The organism is Vibrio chagasii (assembly GCA_041879415.1).
In the GTDB taxonomy this organism is placed as follows: domain Bacteria; phylum Pseudomonadota; class Gammaproteobacteria; order Enterobacterales; family Vibrionaceae; genus Vibrio.
In genome coordinates this window covers 2,813,315-2,831,255 of record CP090851.1, presented here as the reverse complement: position 1 = coordinate 2,831,255, position 17,941 = coordinate 2,813,315, and the positions used below count along the sequence as shown (strand labels likewise).

The window sequence follows — 17,941 nt, the reverse complement described above, 5'->3', positions numbered from 1 at the left end:
ATCTCTTATTTAATATCGTGACAAATATATGGGGGTGAGCGTACGCTTTTTCTAGCTTTGACTGTGTAATTATCCTGTCAGAAGTCGAATTTCCGTTTGTGATACCCGCTTTGTGCGAGATCTCTTACAAGTGATGTGAGACTAAGTCACTTTAAACTCAGAAAATTGTCCTAATAAAATCGTAAGTTAATGATTTTGTTGGTTTTGGTGTTTTTGGGCGTATTTCCCACAGTAAATGTTTTTTAGGACTATCTAGGAAACTCGGCCATTTGCCGTAATATTTAACTTGTCGACAGGGAGTTGGCAGGAACAGGAAAAAGCCTAATGGACTAGGTATCTTCAGGATGAAGATTTGATTACTTAGGATGAGTGGTCAGCAAGGAAGTGATAATCTCTGGATGAGATTCGCCAGTCAGGACGACAGGCTAGAATGGACACCGCTAGGATGGCGATGAACAAAAAGGAAATTGGTTAAAGGATTTAGCCACTATCAAGGAAAGATGCAGGGAGCACCTTATCTCGAAGAGATAAACAGTAGCCGGATTGCTGCGATAGAGACTTAACCCCGCTAGGCGAAAGCCTTGCGGGGTTTTCTTTTATCTGCGTTAAATGTTCTAGAAAGAACTCGCTACACGCATCATTACTTCCTTGTACAAGAACCTGACTCCCTTTCTCTTATACACTCGCTTTTAATATCAAGATGTTACTTATCGTCGATATATCTCTTTCATGACTCAAACGAGTTGGAAGCCACGAGTATTGTATCTCTCGCTATTCACTATATTGCTGGCTACTTTATTGATGGCGACTTTGTAGTGCTAAGTCCGATAAAATGTACACTTAGAAGTGTTGAATGGCTTGAATAGGGTGTAGAGCAGGATCTATCATCATGCGCTCAGTTTGTTTCTATGATAAACATGACGTTATTAAAGCCCTTACCGCATTTATAGACACTCAAGGTTATTGAATTGAAGACTAAATTAATTACCCGAGAAGGTTACAACAAGCTTAAAGCTGAACACGATCATCTATGGCATGAGAAACGTCCTGAGATTACTAAGATTGTGACTTGGGCTGCGAGCTTAGGGGACCGCTCTGAAAATGCAGATTACACATTTAATAAGCGTCTGCTTCGTCAAATTGATCGCCGTGTACGCTTCTTACGAAAGTTCTTGCCTGATGTCACTATTGTGGACTATTCACCACAGCAGGAAGGGAAAGTCTTTTTTGGGGCTTGGGTAGAAATTGAAAATGAAGAAGGTGATGTGAAGACCTTCCGCATTGTTGGCCCTGAAGAGATTTATGGCGATGCTAAAGGCTACATCTCGATTGATTCTCCAATGGCACGTGCGCTACTCAAAAAAGAAGTGGATGATGAGTTCGTTGTTCGTACTCCAGAAGGAGATAAAGAGTGGTTTATAAATTCTATCTCATACGATAAACCTTAGGTTAGATGTCTAAATATGCGCGCATTTATTCACTTTTTGTGTCGTGGAGTAAAATGCGCTGAAAAAATAAAGCGATCTATTGTTGTTTTTAAAATTTTAGCAGACCTTATGGAGAAAGGCTTTCAAGTGAAAATAGGTAGTTTTCATCTAAAATAAAAAGCCAGTTATTTTTATTTAATGAAAATATCGCTTTACAATGAACAGGCAATGACTAACAATGGCGTCGCTCTGTTGTTCAGAGTTATTAAATGAAACATCCAGTTGTAAAAGTAAAGCCCTCAGAATTCCTTCGTTATTGTCGTTGTCCTCAGTGTTTCCCTTAGCTTCATAGATACATTAAATAATTCAAGCTTTCAGCGCATCGCACTATTCTTGCGATTAATTTTTATTTTATATAAGGGACACAACATGTCTAATAAAACAAACGGCGTAGTAAAATGGTTTAACGAAGAGAAAGGTTTTGGTTTCCTAACTCAAGACAACGGTGGTGCTGACGTATTCGTTCATTTCCGTGCAATCGCTTCTGAAGGTTTCAAGACTCTTAAGGAAGGCCAACAAGTGTCTTTCGAAGTAGAGCAAGGCCAAAAAGGTCTTCAAGCTGCAAACGTTGTAGCTCTATAAGATTTAAGTAGACGCAAGTGGTCGCTGACTGCTTGCGTCACTTCCCCATACCTAAATTTATATTTATATCACCTCGCGAAAATATTCAACATTCCCCTCATACTCTTTGTATTTGTCGTTACGTTTCTTATTTACCTCGTTTTTATAAATAAAATAATTGATACATATCATTAGTAGTATTTTAAATACTACGGACTCGTTATATCTAACGAAAATAAATAAGGAATAAATATGTCTCGTTCTGTAGGGCGTAAGCTTTTTTGGTTTCAACAAAATAGACAAAAACAAAATCTTAATAAGAAGTAGGAATAATATGAATATTACATTTAATTTATTTAAAGATAATCTCTCTTGGAGCGGTGTGATACATCAGCTCAATAGCGATATTTTAAAGCGCCACGTGCTTGTGAATGGCAATGTGGATTCAGTCGAGATGAGGTTTTCATACTGTGAAGCGACATCAACAGGTAGTATCACGGATCAGCACGATGATGTTTTAGGCGAGTTTAGTATTCTGGCGTAAACGCGAGCATTTGGATGCTTCATTCAGCTTCTTCATTGACGATCCCTTCCATTTATCTACCAACCTAATCTCTTTCCCTCAGCTTTGCGTTACTTAATGCCAGCCGACCCTGTGTTAGAACAACCAATAAAAATCACGACACAAAGAATCGTAATTGACGCTTCATCAGCGCTCACTATGGTATTTGCAATTTGCTGATTGTTTACTCAAGCATGTTTGATTATTCTTGTAGATTAGTGACTTAACTTTCATCAATCTTTCTTAAGTGCATGGTGTGATGAGTTACAATAAGAGAAGGCAACATACGTTAACAATTCTTAAGGCGACTTTTTCCCCAGGAATGTTACATTTTTAATGTATTAAACTCATTAGACTGTGCCCAAAAGCTTATAACCCAATAAGCGATTAATAGGTGGAACCATACATGCAAGAAAACTACAAAATTTTAGTGGTCGATGACGATGCTCGTTTACGTGCTTTGTTAGAGCGCTATCTGTCAGAGCAAGGCTTTCAAGTGCGTAGCGTGGCAAACAGTGAGCAGATGGACCGCCTGTTAACCCGTGAAAACTTTCACTTGATGGTATTGGATTTAATGTTGCCGGGCGAAGATGGTCTATCGATCTGTCGTCGTCTAAGAAACGCAAACAATTCGCTGCCTATCCTGATGCTGACGGCAAAGGGTGATGAAGTGGACCGTATTGTTGGTTTGGAAGTTGGTGCTGATGACTACCTACCAAAACCATTCAACCCACGCGAACTGCTTGCTCGTATCAAAGCAGTATTACGTCGCCAAGTAATTGAAGCACCAGGCGCACCAAGTACAGAGGAATCTGTGGTTGAGTTTGGTGAGTTCCGCTTGAACCTAGGTACACGTGAAATGTTCCGTGGTGAAGAGCCAATGCCGCTTACTTCGGGTGAATTTGCTGTACTTAAGTCACTAGTAACTAATGCACGTGAGCCAATGTCTCGCGATAAGCTGATGAACATGGCTCGTGGTCGTGAGTATTCAGCGATGGAACGTTCTATCGATGTTCAGATTTCACGTCTGCGTCGTCTAGTGGAAGAAGATCCAAGCAAACCTCGCTACATCCAAACGGTGTGGGGCTTAGGTTATGTCTTCGTTCCTGATGGTAAGGCTGTGTAATCTAGTATTAAAAGCTCGACAGCAGCTTTATTGATTCTGTGATTCAGAATTCTCTATTTACGGGCCATCTCATTGATATGTGATGGCCCGTTTTGTATTCAGCACAAGGGATTAGAGTTATAGTTTCTATCATGTCTCTGTTTCCCTAACCTCCATTTTAGGTCTTCTATGCGCATACGTAGCTCCTTTACTCAGTCGATAGTGCTTTTCTTAACGCTCTTGGTCGCTAGCCAAATCTTTTCTTACTACGCCGTGTTCAACTACGCTTTGATGCCAAGTTTGCAGCAGTTCAATAAGATATTGGCACACGAGTTAAACCTGGTATTGGACCAAGGCAATAATATTGAGATCGATGCACCACTGCGCCAGCGTGTACTTGAGCAACTTGGAGTAACGGTCCATGCCAAGGACAGCGAAGCGGCGGGTGAGTATTACCACGCAGTCTCGATTGACCTGATGAGTGAGGAGATGACCAAAGAGTTAGGCTCTGAAACTGAGGTGCGGCTTATCTTGGGTAAAGAGAGTTATGTGCTGTGGATGGACATAGCACAGCTGCCAAACTCATTGATTCGAATTCCACTCTCTGAACTACAAGAAGAAGATTTTGCGCCACTATTTCGTAATAGCTTGATCATGGCGATGTTGATTGTCGCTGGTGGCTGGCTGTTTATCCGATTGCAAAACCGCCCGCTGATTGCGCTTGAGAAGGCCGCGCAAGGTGTCGGTCGTGGTGATATTCCACCGCCATTGCCAGTGCAAGGTGCGCAAGAGATTCGCTCGGTAACTCGCGCCTTCAACCAGATGTCGAAAGGCATTCAAGAATTGGAAGAAGACAGAGCTTTGTTAATGGCCGGTATCAGCCATGATTTACGTACTCCATTAACGCGTATTCGTTTGGCCACCGAGATGATGTCACCAGAAGATGCCTATTTAGCGGAAGGCATTATCAGTGATACCGAAGAGTGTAATGAGATCATCAGTCAGTTTATGGACTACTTGAAGCCCGTCGATCGTGAATCATTCCAAGCGGTGTTTGTGGATGATATTGCACGTGAGGTATCAAGCTCTGAAGGTGGCTATGAGGTACAGATTGAAACAGATATCCCGAATACCATGAAGCCTGCATTAGGCAATCCGATCGCGATGAAGCGTGCCGTGAGTAACTTGGTGGTGAATGCGCTGCGTTATGGCAATGGTTGGGTGAAAGTATCAACGGGTATGACAGCGGATAACAAACTGGCTTGGGTGACAGTAGAAGATAATGGTCCGGGCATCCCACAAGACCAGATCGGTAAGCTGTTTGAACCCTTCACTCGAGGCGATACCGCTCGTGGCAGTGAGGGAACAGGCTTAGGTTTGGCAATCGTGAAACGTATTGTCAGCCAACACCAAGGTGCGGTAGTAGTGAATAACCGCAGCGAAGGTGGCTTAAAAGCACAGATCAGTTTCCCAGTTAAGCCCTAGGCTTTATTGGGTAGTAGGGGAGCCTGAACATAGATCCCCGACTTGGTCATTCTTCCCTCTCGGGGATGACGGTGTGATAAGTATTCAGGTTCATTAAGCACAAACGGTGTGCTTAACCTTGAAGCTATTTCTTACTACGTAGAGCTGACGCTAGAGAGAGGCGGGGATTAAGACTGGTGGTAAAATCTAAGTCGGACGATATCAATCCGCAACCTTTCGTCATTCCCTATCGTGAGGAACGAACGAGTAGGGAATCTCGTTCTTGGTTTATTAAAGTAATGCAGATAAAAGGCTTCCTAGTGGAAGCCTTTTTACGTTGTAAGCGAGAATAGGTTGGCTAATTACGCTTTAGAATACACATCACGTTCACCCAACCAGCGATTGATGATCGCCTTAGCGTTATCTGGGTAGTTATCATGAATATGGCGTGCGATACGTTGCACTTCAGGGATTAAACGTTGGTCTCGCACCAAGTCGGCAATCTTAAAGTCAGCCAAGCCTGTTTGTTTAGTACCAAGCAGTTCACCTGGGCCTCTGATCTCTAAGTCTCGCTGAGCAATCACAAAACCATCGTTACTTTCACGCAGTACCCCTAAGCGCTTCTGAGCGGTTTTCGATAGTGGAGAGTGATACAGCAGCACACAGTGACTTGCGACCGAACCACGGCCAACACGGCCTCGTAATTGGTGCAGTTGCGCTAGGCCAAGACGTTCTGGGTTCTCGATGATCATTAAGCTCGAATTCGGTACGTCCACACCCACCTCAATCACAGTTGTGGCAACCAATAGGTGCAGTTTGTTCTCTTTGAACTCCTGCATTACGGCTTGTTTCTCGGCAGGTTTCATTCGGCCGTGTACTAAACCAATTTTCACATCAGGCAGTTTGCGTTGCAGCTCTTCTGCAGTGTCTGCAGCAGCTTGCGCTTCCAATACTTCTGACTCGTCAATCAGTGTACACACCCAATAGGCTTGCTTGCCCTCGTTGAGGCAGGCATTACGTACGCGCTCAACAATGTCATCACGTTTGGTATCTGGGATGGCGACGGTTTGAATAGGTGTTCGACCCGGCGGCAGTTCATCAATGATTGAAGTTTCGAGATCGGCATAGGCCGTCATTGCTAGCGTTCGTGGAATTGGCGTTGCGGTCATCACCAATTGGTGAGGGTAATAACCCTGCTTAGCGCCTTTTTCTCGTAGCTCTAATCGCTGGTGGACACCAAATCGGTGCTGCTCATCAATGATGACGAGGCCAAGGTTTTTGAACTCGACGTGTTCTTGGAAGAGAGCATGAGTACCGACCACCATTTGCGCTTCGCCACTGGCAATGCGTGCAAGCTCAGTCTCACGAGCTTTACCTTTGAGTTTACCTGCAAGCCAACCGACTTGAATGCCCATGGCTTCAAACCAATTGGCGAAGTTAATCGCGTGCTGTTCTGCCAATAGCTCGGTTGGTGCCATCAAAGCGACTTGTTGCCCATGTTCCAGTGCGCGAACGGCCGCTAGTGCAGCAACCAAGGTTTTACCTGAACCTACATCGCCTTGTACTAAGCGCATCATTGGGTGTGGCTTTTCTAAGTCAGTTTCAATCTCTTGGGTTACGCGCGCTTGAGCATTGGTTGGCGAGAACGGTAGCTGAGCCAGTAGTTTATCTTTGAGTGTATTCACTGGAGGAAGCGGCATCGCTTTATCTTGCTGTCCTTTACTGCGGACTGACAGCATCGATAGGTTTTGAGCCAGTAGCTCTTCCATAATCAGACGCAGTTGTGCAGGGTGTTTACCTTCATCAAACAGCTCTAGGTCGATGCCCGGAGGCGGTCTGTGAATGGTATGCAGTGCTTGTGCGAGAGTGATTTGATGATCGTATAAGCCAGATGGTAACAGTTCATTGACGGCTGCTTTGTCGATCAACTCTAACGCTTGGTCGGTCAGGTTGCGTAGCGTGACTTGTCTTAGCCCTTCAGTGGTTGGATACACCGGAGTTAGGTTCGCTTCCACGTCTGGTTGCTGTCTTGGAGCAAAGAATTTGTAATCCGGATGGACGATCTCAAGCCCCATATTGCCACGCTTGATTTCACCATAAGCATGGACTTGCTTACCCTCGGCAAAGTTGTTCTTCATACCGGCAGTGAAGTTGAAAAAGCGCAGCGTAATGGTGCCATTACCGTCGCTGATCTTTACCGCCAACATCTTACGTTTACCGAAAATGGTATCCACGCTCATCACCTTGCCTTGGACTGCGGCCCAGATTCCAGCGTGCAGTTTGATGATCGGATAGATTCGCGTTCTATCTTCATAGCGTAAAGGCAGGTGAAACAGCAGGTCTTGCACATTGTTAAGTCCAACCTTTTCCAGTTTCTCTGCGACTTTAGCGCCGACTCCAGATAAAGAGTTGAGAGGGATAGCAGATAAAAGCTGTGACATAACAAGGCTCATAAACGTAAGAGTGATGATCTATTCAAGCATTTTACTGGATTTTTGTACAGGATAAAGCTTAGAAGCAGATACGTGATGCGAAGGGATAAGAGCAGATGCGAGATACGGGTAAACGAGATTCGAAAAGATTAAGAGCAGATATCGGGTGTGAGTGAAAGGGATATGGAAAGATTAAAGCAATACATAAAATTACAGCAGACTCGAGATACGCAAAGATTAAAAGCAGATGTGGAGCCAAGATGGTGAGTCACGAAGCCTTTTGCTCTTCGCATCTCGCCATCTCGAATCCCTCATCTGCTCTTGGATCAGTTCTTACGGCGTCTTACTTTGAGCGCGTGTGGCATCACACGTAGCTTCTTCATAATGCTCGCAAGGTGAACACGATCTTTGGTAGTCAGCAAGATTGTCACTGTGTACAAGCGTCCATCACGTTCTTCAGTTGAAATACCGTGAATGTTTGAGCCTGTTTTCGAGATAACGTTAGTTAACTCAGCCAGTGCACCTTGGTGGTTCTGCAGATCAACCTGTAGTTCAGCTGTGAACTCTTGGTCGTAATCGTCAGACCATTCCACTGCCATGTACTTATCTGGTTCTTTTTGGTAGCCACGAACGTTTGGACACGTTTCACGGTGAACCACAAGACCACGACCTGGAGACACATGGGCAATGATGTGATCGTCTGGAATCGGGTGACAACAGTTGGCGAACGTCAGCAGTAGACCCTCAGCACCACGGATTGGAAGCTTCTTCCTAGGCGTGTCGCTGTTGTTTTCCACTTCAGTCAGTTCGTCAGCATCACCTAGTAGGCGACGAGCAATCACGATACTCATCAGCTCACCAAGACCAATTGACGCTAGCAAGTCTTCAATGCTGTCGAGACGAAGATCAGACAATACATGTTCAACGTTCTCTTGACCGATATCACCAATCGAGTGTTCGCCAAGTGCGTGGTTAAGTAGACGACGACCTAATGTAATCGACTCTTCACGACGCATGGTTTTCAGAACCTGACGGATCTTAGTACGCGCACGTGATGTCACCACATAGTTGAGCCATGCTGCATTCGGACGTGCGCCCGGAGCACTGATGATCTCAATCGTTTGACCGTTCTTCAGCGATTTGCTGAGTGGGTAAGGGTTCATGTCTACACGAGCACCTACACACATGTTGCCGACATCGGTATGTACCGCGTAAGCAAAATCGACCGCTGTAGCGCCAGCAGGAAGTTCGACAATGCGACCCTTCGGCGTGAACACGAAGATCTCATCTGGGAACAGATCAGACTTAACGTTTTCAATGAATTCGAATGAGTTACCTGCGCTTTGTTGTAGCTCAAGTAAGCTCTGCATCCAACGTTGTGCTTTAACCTGTGCGGTAGTGCCATTACTGCTGCGTGAACCATTGCCTTTGTAAGACCAGTGTGCCGCGACACCTTTGTCCGCCATTTGATCCATATCTTCAGTACGGATCTGAACTTCAACTGGCACCCCGTGAGGGCCGATCATTGATGTATGCAGAGATTGGTAGCCATTGGCTTTTGGTACCGCGATGTAATCTTTCATGCGGCCAGGACGAGGCTTGTACAGGCTGTGTGCCTGACCAAGTACGCGATAACAAGTATCTGGGGTATCAACCACCACGCGGAAAGCGTAGATGTCCATAATGGTGTGGAAACGCTGCTCTTTGGTTTTCATCTTGTTATAGATGGAGAACAGGTTCTTTTCACGACCAAGTACGCGAGCAGGTAAACCAACTTCTTCAAGGCGGCCTTCGATTTCGCTATGGATACGTTGAATCATCTCCTTACGGTTACCACGCGCAGCTTTCACTACGTTTTTCAGTACGCGATAACGGTTAGGGTAGAGGGCTTCGAAGCCTAGCTCTTCTAGTTCGGTCTTGATGTTATGAATACCAAGACGGTGAGCTAGTGGAGAATAGATTTCTAGGGTTTCACGAGCAATACGGCGCTTTTTGTCAGGACGAAGTGCCCCAAGCGTACGCATGTTGTGAGTACGGTCAGCTAATTTGATCAAGATAACGCGGATGTCTTGCACCATGGCGAGAACCATCTTACGGAAGTTCTCTGCTTGCGCTTCTTTGCGATCACGAAATTTAAGCTTATCCAGCTTAGATACACCATCTACTAATTCAGCAACGGTATTGCCAAATTTTTCCTCTAGATCTTCTTTAGTGACATCACAGTCTTCAATCACATCATGAAGTAGAGCAGCTTGTAGGGTTTCGATATCCAGACGCATTTCTGCCAGGATTCTTGAAACAGCTACAGGGTGGATAATGTATGGTTCACCGCTTGAGCGGGTTTGCCCTTCATGGGCGTCTCTCGCTACCACATAAGATTGACGCAGAGCCTCAATTTGAGGCTCTGTTAGGTATTCTTGGGCAACGTCTTTGAGGCTATCGAATAGATACAAATTAAAGGCCCGGAAGGTTAATTAGTTCGAATGACGTTCTTATCGAGTGTGAGCGATGCTGCTTACTGCTGCAAGTTCAGCCGCTTCTTGCTCTTGTTGCTCTTGACGTTCACGAGCATCTAGTACGTCTTTAGTGATAAGACCTTCTTCGATTTCGCGAAGAGCGATAACCGTTGGCTTATCGTTTTCTTCAGGCACTAGTGAATCTTTACCGCCAGTTTGCATTTGACGTGCGCGGCGAGCCGCAATAAGAACTAGGTCGAAACGGTTGCCAACTTTTTCAACAGCGTCTTGAACAGTTACGCGTGCCATGAGGACTCCAAATAGTAATTAACTAATAAATTTTTGATGACGAGAAAGTATACAAGTTTAACTAGAGACTTTCTAGATCACCGTATACTTATCTCAATGGAAAATCTAGCTTTGCTAGCTTATTCCGCCAGTAGAGCAGTAAGCATGCCGCTGTATTTAGCTGCTTGCTTATCTTCTTTTAAGCGTTCCGCACGAATGATAGCTCTGAAGTCCATTAGGGCTGCATCAAAGTCATCATTCACGATCACGTAGTCATACTCATTATAATGAGAGATTTCTGACTTCGCTTCGCTCATGCGTTTCGCAATAACTTCTTCGCTGTCTTGACCACGAACGTTTAGACGACGCTCTAGCTCACCATTTGATGGTGGAAGAATGAATACACTCTTCGCTTGAGGCATCTGTTCACGGATCTGACGAGCACCTTGCCAGTCGATATCTAGGAATACATCGATACCGCGGTCTAGGTTTTCTTCAATCCAAACGCGTGAAGTACCGTAGTAGTTGCCGAATACTTCAGCGTACTCTAGGAATTCATTCTTCTTGATGAGATCTTCGAAGTGATGCTTCTCTACGAAGTGGTAGTGAACACCATTTTCTTCACCAGGGCGCATACCGCGAGTGGTGTGTGAAACAGATACCTTCATTGCGTAGGTTGGATTGGTTTCTAGCATTGCTGAGATCAAGCTCGACTTACCTGCGCCACTAGGTGCAGATACGATGTAAAGAGTACCTTTGCCCATCTGTATATTTCCACTGTTGGTTGGATTGAGTGAAGGCGATAAACCGACACTATAAAAGATAGCACTGACCTTAATTACGTTCCGGTAATTGCGCGTTTATAGCGGCAACTGGTGAAAATTAGGTCAGAAAAATGGAGGCGAAGAGTAGCATATTTAGATGATTGAGAACAACTGGCTTGATCGTTATTTATTAGCGAATGATCCTCTTAAAGATCGTTCTAGAAATGTAATCACTCATCAGCTGCACTTTTTTATGTGATCTCGACAAAATTTGTTGAAGTTTTAATCTCAATCCTTACAATCCGCGCAAACGATTAAATGCTGTATATATCTAGTGATATGGACTAGATGTTTCTACTACCGAGCCTATCTTGGTGACTACAGTTTTTAGTGTAGAGACCTCTCTATTCTCACAGCATTTGAATCTTCAAATTCTTAATTTATTGCAAAGGTTTTGTTGTGAGTACCGATTCCACCCTGAAAGCCCAGAACACCTCTGGTTCGCTTGATTCAATGTTTAAAATCACTGAAAGAAAGACCACGATCGGCACTGAGCTGTACGCAGGTTTCATTACTTTCTTGGCAATGAGCTACATTCTTGCGGTTAACCCAGCGATTTTGGGTGGTATCCCGGGGATGGATAAAGGTGCGGTATTCACTGCAACGGCTTTGGCGGCGGCTATCTCGACGTTAATCATGGGCATCTGGGGTAACTACCCTGTGATGCTAGCACCGGGTATGAGCATGAATGGCTTTTTCAAAGGCCTGCTACTGAGTGGTTCTGTGGCTGTACTTTGGAATGAAGCGCTATTTGGTATCTTCCTTTCTGGTATTTTGTATCTCGCATTCTCACTGACCAATATTCGTAAATCGATGATTGAGTCGATTCCAGAGGACTTAAAGCTGGCGATTACGGTATCGCTCGGTTTGTTCATCGCTTTCTTGGGACTTAAGAACGCGGGCATCATCGTTTCGAACCCGTTTGTATTGGTTGGTCTAGGAGATATCTCAGACCCACAAGTGATCATCGCTTACATCAGTATCTTCATTGCACTTGGCTGTATGGTGCGTGACATCAAGCTGGCGACCTTTATCTCATTCGTATCAGCGATTGCACTGACAATCCTAGCTGACGTGTTCATGGGTACATCAAATGCGCCAATCCCAGAGCAGTTAGTCGCGATGCCACCGAGCATGGCAGGTAGCTTCGGTGCTATCTTCGATTTCTCTGCATTTACTCCTGAGAAGATGTTCGATCTATTGTTCATCGTACTTATCTTCTTGATTGTCGACTTCTTTGATGGCTTGAGCACGATTGTTGGTGTTGGCCGTGATGCAGGTATCATCGACAAAGACGGTAAGGTGCCAAATGCGAAGTCTGCTCTAGTGGCAGATGCGGGTGGTACGGTGATTGGTTCAATTCTTGGTACTACATCGATTACTGCTTTCTCTGAGTCGGGTATTGCCTCTTCTCAAGGTGCGAAGACAGGTTTAGCGGCAGTGATGGTTGCAGGCTTGTTCCTAATCTCGCTATTCCTATACCCAATCTTTTCTATTTTCTCGGCGGCTATGGTTGCGCCGGCGATGGTCGTGGTAGGTATCTACATGGTCGGTCGCCTTGGTCAGATTAACTGGGAGAAGAAAGAGTCACGCATCGCAGCCTTCTTCACCATCATGTTCACGGTACTAAGCTTCTCACCTGCAAATGGCATGGCGATGGGCTTTATCAGCTACGCATTCACTATGGTTGTCGCGGGTAAGGGTAAAGAAGTTCACCCGTTAATCTATGGCCTGTGTGTGGTGTTCTTAACCTACCTTATTTTGCTTTAAGGCTAATCGGCTGAGTTAAGCTGAGACAAAGAATGAATAAATGGCTCTACAGTGAATGTAGAGCCATTTTTGTATCTGCGGCTTCGACAAAAGGTGTGCAATTGATGGTGTTCTCCTACAGAGAGTGAGCGACTTATATTGAGGCATGCTATTGTAGAGGTTGGATTAATTATTTTTGAAGAGTGACTATGCCTTCCAATTTACCCAAATCTTTTAGTAAGCCTTTCTTAAAGGTTTTCCATATTCTTGAAGCTGTGTTGCTGGTGGCGATTACCCTTGCAACACTGTTTGCGATGCTTGAGGAGTTCATGCATGTCTTCACAGAACGTCGAGTGTTGCTAACAGACATCCTTCTAATGTTTATTTACCTAGAAGTGTTGGCCATGGTTCAGCAGTTTGTGATGAACGGTAAGATCCCTGTGCGATACCCGATCTACATCGCGATGATGGCGATCGCTCGTTACATTACTCTGGGAATGAAGGAACTCGATGCGGTTCTGATCGTTTGGTTATCTCTAGCGGCATTTATTTTAGCAGCCGCAACCTTGCTGATTCGAGTTGGTCACCATTACTGGCCGTATGTCGATCTTCGAACCAAGCAACCGGACGAGTAAACCGTCGACTTATAAGTCATTTAAGAGCCCAGCTATGTCGCTGGGTTTTTTATTATCGCATTAGTGTCAAAAAGACTTTAAGTTGTCCTTTTGTTATTTACTCTCGTTATGTCTTAATGACTCTTTTTTTCGTTTTTTCCTTGATATATAAGGCTTTGTGTTGTGGCATGAATGTTGATTAGTGAGTATTAGACTCATATAAGGAACACGCTATGCATTTTGAAAGCACTCATTACAAACCTGAAATATTCTCCGAAAAGGTTGCGCTTCTTGTTACTCGACTTCTCAAAAAAACGCTTAACCTGTTTTATGGAAAACATTTAGCCAAACGTGCGATGTTGTTGGAAACCATTGCGGCTGTACCTGGCATGGTCGCAGGTGTATTTAACCACCTTAAAGCACTACGCCGTATGAAAGATGACGGCGGCTGGATTAAAGAGCTATTGGATGAAGCAGACAATGAACGGATGCATTTGATGATTTTCCTGACCGTTACCAAGCCGTCCATTATAGAACGCATCTTAGTGATGTTACTGCAGTTCATCTTTCTCATCATCTACGGCGTTATCTACCTAGTTTCTTCTAAAACTGCGCATAGGATTGTCGGTTACTTTGAAGAGGAAGCTTGCAACAGTTATTCAGAGTACATATCCAAAATTGAAGAGGGGGCTCTGCCTAATCATCCTGCGCCAGAAATCGCGATTACCTATTATCGCCTGCCTGAAGGCGCAACATTCTTAGATGTGCTTTTCCGTATCAGAGAGGATGAAGCTAAGCATCGCGACAAGAATCACGACATTGCCAATCTCTACAAAACGAAAGACTTACCTGAGCATCAATGCTAATTCAAAGGAAACCATTATGACGAATACCGCTCAACAGCAATCTCATCAGGTCGTACTTATTACTGGGGCAAACTCGGGAATGGGGCTAGAAACGGCACTCCTGTTTGCACAAAAAAATTATCGTGTTTATGGTTCGGTTCGCAGCATCGCTAAAGGCCTTGAGCTTGAAAAAGTATTTGCTGAAAAAGGCTTATCGATGACGCCTGTCGTGTGTGATGTAACGCGTACACAAGATGTGAACGATGCTATCAGAATGGTGGTGAGCGATGCAGGTCGACTCGATATTCTGGTGAACAACGCAGGTTATGGATTAGTGGCCAGCGTAGAAGAGGGAACGGATGAAGAGTTTATACATCAGTTCGACGTTAATGTGTTTGGTGTCCTTCGCACTTGTCGCGCTGTGATCCCATTTATGCGCGAACAGAACTCAGGGATGATCATCAACGTCAGCTCATTTTTAGGAAAGATGGGGCTGCCGCTGCTTACCCACTACAATGCTAGTAAATATGCAGTAGAGGGGGTCACGGACTCGCTTCGCTATGAACTCTCGCCTTATGGAATCAAGGTTCATACGGTTGCGCCAGGCTTGTTCCAAACAGGGTTTGTGAAGAATGGCCTAAAAGCGAATCCGTTGACGACTAGCCCAGACTCTCCATATGCAGAGCAAGCGAATATCTTATTGCCACAGGTTGTTGAGAAGATAAACCAAGGCCCATCACCTGTTGAAGTGGCAAAAGCGGTATTAGCCGTTGCTGAGGGTGACACTCAACAGGCTCGTGTGCCAGCCGGTAATGATTCTGTTTATTTCGATAAGCTGAGTCGTGAACTGACTCAAGAAGAGTTTGAACTCAACGTTAAAAAGGCGCTATCGCTAGTATAAAGCCATAAAAGAAAAGCCCCTGCATCTTTCGATACAGGGGCTTACTTGTATTAGCTCTGCGTAGGCTTATTCAATGTTCTGAATTTGCTCACGCATCTGTTCGATAAGAACTTTCAGCTCTACGCCTGATGCAGTGATATCAGTGCTGATAGACTTAGACGCTAGCGTGTTTGATTCACGGTTGAACTCTTGCATCATGAAGTCCAGTTTACGACCACATGCGCCGCCTTTCTTCAATACTGCATTCGCTTCTTTCACGTGAGAGTCTAGGCGGTCTAGCTCTTCGGCTACGTCTGACTTCTGTGCGAGTAGGATTAGCTCTTGCTCAACGCGAGAACCTTCAAGCTCAATCTTCGCTTCTTCAAATTTGTTAAGCAGACGCTCACGTTGCCACTCTAGGATTTCAGGCATGCGTGCACGTACTTTTACCACTTCTTCAGTGATCGCATCTAAGCGCTGTACGATTAGCGCCTTCATGTTCTCACCTTCACGAGCACGAGCATCAATGAACTCAGCAATCGCATCGTTGAACGCTGCTAGCAGGTCTTTGTTGATCGCATCCATGTCTTGCTCAGGCGTTTCCATCACACCAGGCCAGTTCATTACTTGGAATGGATTCAGACGGCTCTCTTCACCTGTCATTGTCATCACTTGGTTCGCCGCATTGATCACTTGCTGCGCTAAACCTTCGTTGATGCTTAGCTCGCCTTTTGCTGCTGGGTTAGCTTCAAAGCGTAGGTTACATTCTACTTTGCCGCGCGCTAGGCGCTTACGAAAACGCTCACGTAGGATTGGCTCTAAACCACGGAACTGTTCAGGCATACGGAAGTAAGTTTCTAGGTAGCGTTGGTTTACACTACGGATTTCCCATACTGCGCTGCCCCAATCGCCTTTTACTTCTTTGCGTGCGTACGCGGTCATACTATAAATCATCGAATTTTCCTGTCTTTTATCATTCTGAAAATAACGCGCACGCATAGTATCATGATACGGGTGACAGCCGAAGCTCATCACTTTCGCTAAGGAATCGCTTTTGATGAACAGTGTCTTCGAATGGTAAATAGCTTTGCACAGTAAACTGCTATATAATCTCGCCCCAATCAAATATGTCTCACCCCTTTCTTAGGTGATGCACGCTTTCGATAGTAAATCACTTCAGACTGTTAATAAGGTAGATACCAATGCGTCCAAATGACCGCGCTGTAGATCAAATTCGTCCAATTAAAATTACTCGTAACTACACAGCTTATGCTGAGGGTTCTGTATTAGTTGAGTTCGGCAACACTAAAGTTCTATGTAATGCGACGGTAGAAGAAAACGTACCGCGTTGGTTGAAAGGTCAAGGAAAGGGTTGGGTAACGGCTGAATACGGCATGCTGCCACGTGCAACGCACACTCGTAACCGTCGTGAAGCGGCGAGCGGTAAGCAAGGTGGTCGTACGATGGAAATCCAACGTCTGATCGCTCGTAGCCTACGTGCTGTTGTGGATCTTAAAGCGATGGGTGAAATCATGATCACGGTTGATTGTGATGTTATTCAAGCAGACGGCGGCACACGCACTGCGTCTATCTCAGGTGCAAGCGTAGCAATGGCTGATGCAATCAAGAGCCTACTAGACAGCGGTAAGCTGAAAAAGAACCCTATGAAAGGCCACGTAGCGGCAGTTTCAGTGGGTATCGTTGGTGCAGAAGCACTGTGTGACCTTGAGTATGTTGAAGACTCAGCAGCCGATACCGATATGAACATTGTAATGACGGAAGACGGTAAGATGATTGAGATTCAAGGTACTGCAGAAGGCGAACCGTTCAGCCACGAAGAGCTGATGAAGCTTTTAGCCCTGGCGAATAAGGGCATTGCCGATATTGTTGAAGCGCAGAAAGCAGCGTTGGTCGACTAGTCATTTTTAATAGCTCCCAATTTGGGGGCTATTTTTTTGTCTGTAAAACCTGAAAGGGTGGTACAGAGCGTAAGTTAAGTTTTATTGAGTAAACATAGAGGATGAGCATGAAAGCATATCAACGTGAATTTATTGAATTTGCACTAGAGAAAGAAGTACTTAAGTTTGGTGAGTTTACTTTAAAGTCTGGCCGTAAGAGCCCTTACTTCTTCAATGCTGGATTGTTTAACACAGGCCGTGACCTAGCGCGCTTGGGTCGTTTCTACGCAGCAGCACTGGCGGATTCTGGTATTGAATTTGATGTACTGTTTGGCCCTGCATACAAAGGTATCCCAATCGCAACGACAACAGCTGTTGCACTGGCCGATCACCACGATGTAGACACGCCTTACTGCTTTAACCGCAAAGAAGCAAAAGACCACGGTGAAGGTGGCAACCTAGTCGGTAGCGCACTGGAAGGTCGTATCATGCTGGTGGACGATGTAATCACTGCAGGTACTGCAATTCGTGAATCGATGGAAATCATCCAAGCGAACGGAGCTGATCTAGCGGGCGTTCTTGTTGCGATTGACCGCCAAGAGAAAGGTAAAGGCGAGCTATCTGCGATTCAAGAAGTAGAACGTGACTTTGGTTGTGCGATTATTTCTATCGTTAGCCTGACTGACTTAGTGACTTTCCTTGAAGAGAAGGGCACTGATGCAACGCACCTTGAATCAGTGAAAGCGTACCGCGCTCAGTACGGCATCTAACACAAT

16 protein-coding genes and 1 riboswitch are annotated in these 17,941 nt (G+C 45.0%); of the genes, 11 read left to right on the top strand and 5 right to left on the bottom strand.

The window, feature by feature from the left end:
* Positions 1–968: 968 nt before the first annotated feature.
* From greB to envZ, 5 genes are all read left to right on the top strand, one after another.
* On the top strand, positions 969–1,448 hold the full coding sequence (greB, locus tag L0991_12710; protein XGB62236.1) for a transcription elongation factor GreB: 480 nt from the start codon (positions 969–971) through the stop codon (positions 1,446–1,448).
* Between the two features lie 408 nt (positions 1,449–1,856).
* Positions 1,857–2,069, top strand: a complete 213-nt coding sequence (locus L0991_12705) for a cold-shock protein (protein ID XGB62235.1) — start codon at positions 1,857–1,859, stop codon at positions 2,067–2,069.
* A gap of 313 nt (positions 2,070–2,382) precedes the next feature.
* Entirely contained in the window at positions 2,383–2,592 is a 210-nt protein-coding gene (locus tag L0991_12700; protein ID XGB62234.1) for a hypothetical protein, read from the top strand.
* 424 nt (positions 2,593–3,016) lie between these two features.
* A complete protein-coding gene (gene ompR, locus L0991_12695; protein XGB62233.1) occupies positions 3,017–3,736 on the top strand; it encodes a two-component system response regulator OmpR in 720 nt (239 codons plus the stop codon).
* Between the two features lie 168 nt (positions 3,737–3,904).
* Positions 3,905–5,200, top strand: a complete 1,296-nt coding sequence (gene envZ, locus L0991_12690) for a two-component system sensor histidine kinase EnvZ (GenBank protein ID XGB62232.1) — start codon at positions 3,905–3,907, stop codon at positions 5,198–5,200.
* Between the two features lie 341 nt (positions 5,201–5,541).
* On the opposite strand, the gene recG is transcribed toward envZ, so the two are convergent.
* The 4 genes from recG to gmk all read right to left on the bottom strand — a co-directional run bounded on the left by recG (position 5,542) and on the right by gmk (position 11,119).
* Positions 5,542–7,620, bottom strand: coding sequence for an ATP-dependent DNA helicase RecG (gene recG, locus L0991_12685; GenBank protein XGB62231.1), 2,079 nt, complete (start codon positions 7,618–7,620; stop codon positions 5,542–5,544).
* A 317-nt stretch (positions 7,621–7,937) separates the two neighbouring features.
* Positions 7,938–10,064, bottom strand: coding sequence for a bifunctional GTP diphosphokinase/guanosine-3',5'-bis pyrophosphate 3'-pyrophosphohydrolase (spoT, locus tag L0991_12680; GenBank protein XGB62230.1), 2,127 nt, complete (start codon positions 10,062–10,064; stop codon positions 7,938–7,940).
* Between the two features lie 39 nt (positions 10,065–10,103).
* Positions 10,104–10,376, bottom strand: coding sequence for a DNA-directed RNA polymerase subunit omega (gene rpoZ / locus L0991_12675; protein ID XGB62229.1), 273 nt, complete (start codon positions 10,374–10,376; stop codon positions 10,104–10,106).
* Positions 10,377–10,495: 119 nt separating this feature from the next.
* Positions 10,496–11,119 (bottom strand): guanylate kinase, encoded by a 624-nt coding sequence (gene gmk / locus L0991_12670; protein ID XGB62228.1) that lies wholly within the window; start codon positions 11,117–11,119, stop codon positions 10,496–10,498.
* Positions 11,120–11,420: 301 nt separating this feature from the next.
* Positions 11,421–11,520, top strand: a riboswitch (purine riboswitch).
* Positions 11,521–11,578: 58 nt separating this feature from the next.
* Between gmk and L0991_12665 the strand changes: the two genes are divergently transcribed.
* The 4 genes from L0991_12665 (at position 11,579) to L0991_12650 (ending at position 15,288) form a co-directional block, all read left to right on the top strand.
* Complete coding sequence (locus tag L0991_12665; protein XGB62227.1) at positions 11,579–12,949, top strand: NCS2 family permease; 1,371 nt, start codon at positions 11,579–11,581, stop codon at positions 12,947–12,949.
* A gap of 188 nt (positions 12,950–13,137) precedes the next feature.
* Complete coding sequence (locus tag L0991_12660) at positions 13,138–13,563, top strand: phosphate-starvation-inducible PsiE family protein (GenBank protein XGB62226.1); 426 nt, start codon at positions 13,138–13,140, stop codon at positions 13,561–13,563.
* A 212-nt stretch (positions 13,564–13,775) separates the two neighbouring features.
* On the top strand, positions 13,776–14,408 hold the full coding sequence (locus L0991_12655) for an alternative oxidase (GenBank protein ID XGB62225.1): 633 nt from the start codon (positions 13,776–13,778) through the stop codon (positions 14,406–14,408).
* A gap of 16 nt (positions 14,409–14,424) precedes the next feature.
* Complete coding sequence (locus tag L0991_12650; protein XGB62224.1) at positions 14,425–15,288, top strand: SDR family oxidoreductase; 864 nt, start codon at positions 14,425–14,427, stop codon at positions 15,286–15,288.
* Positions 15,289–15,354: 66 nt separating this feature from the next.
* Here the strand turns inward: L0991_12650 and L0991_12645 are convergent, their stop codons facing one another.
* Complete coding sequence (locus L0991_12645) at positions 15,355–16,221, bottom strand: YicC family protein (GenBank protein ID XGB62223.1); 867 nt, start codon at positions 16,219–16,221, stop codon at positions 15,355–15,357.
* A 248-nt stretch (positions 16,222–16,469) separates the two neighbouring features.
* On the opposite strand from L0991_12645, the gene rph reads away from it, so the two are divergent.
* Positions 16,470–17,186 (top strand): ribonuclease PH, encoded by a 717-nt coding sequence (gene rph / locus L0991_12640; GenBank protein XGB62222.1) that lies wholly within the window; start codon positions 16,470–16,472, stop codon positions 17,184–17,186.
* A 107-nt stretch (positions 17,187–17,293) separates the two neighbouring features.
* A complete protein-coding gene (gene pyrE, locus L0991_12635; GenBank protein ID XGB62221.1) occupies positions 17,294–17,935 on the top strand; it encodes an orotate phosphoribosyltransferase in 642 nt (213 codons plus the stop codon).
* Positions 17,936–17,941: the final 6 nt, after the last annotated feature.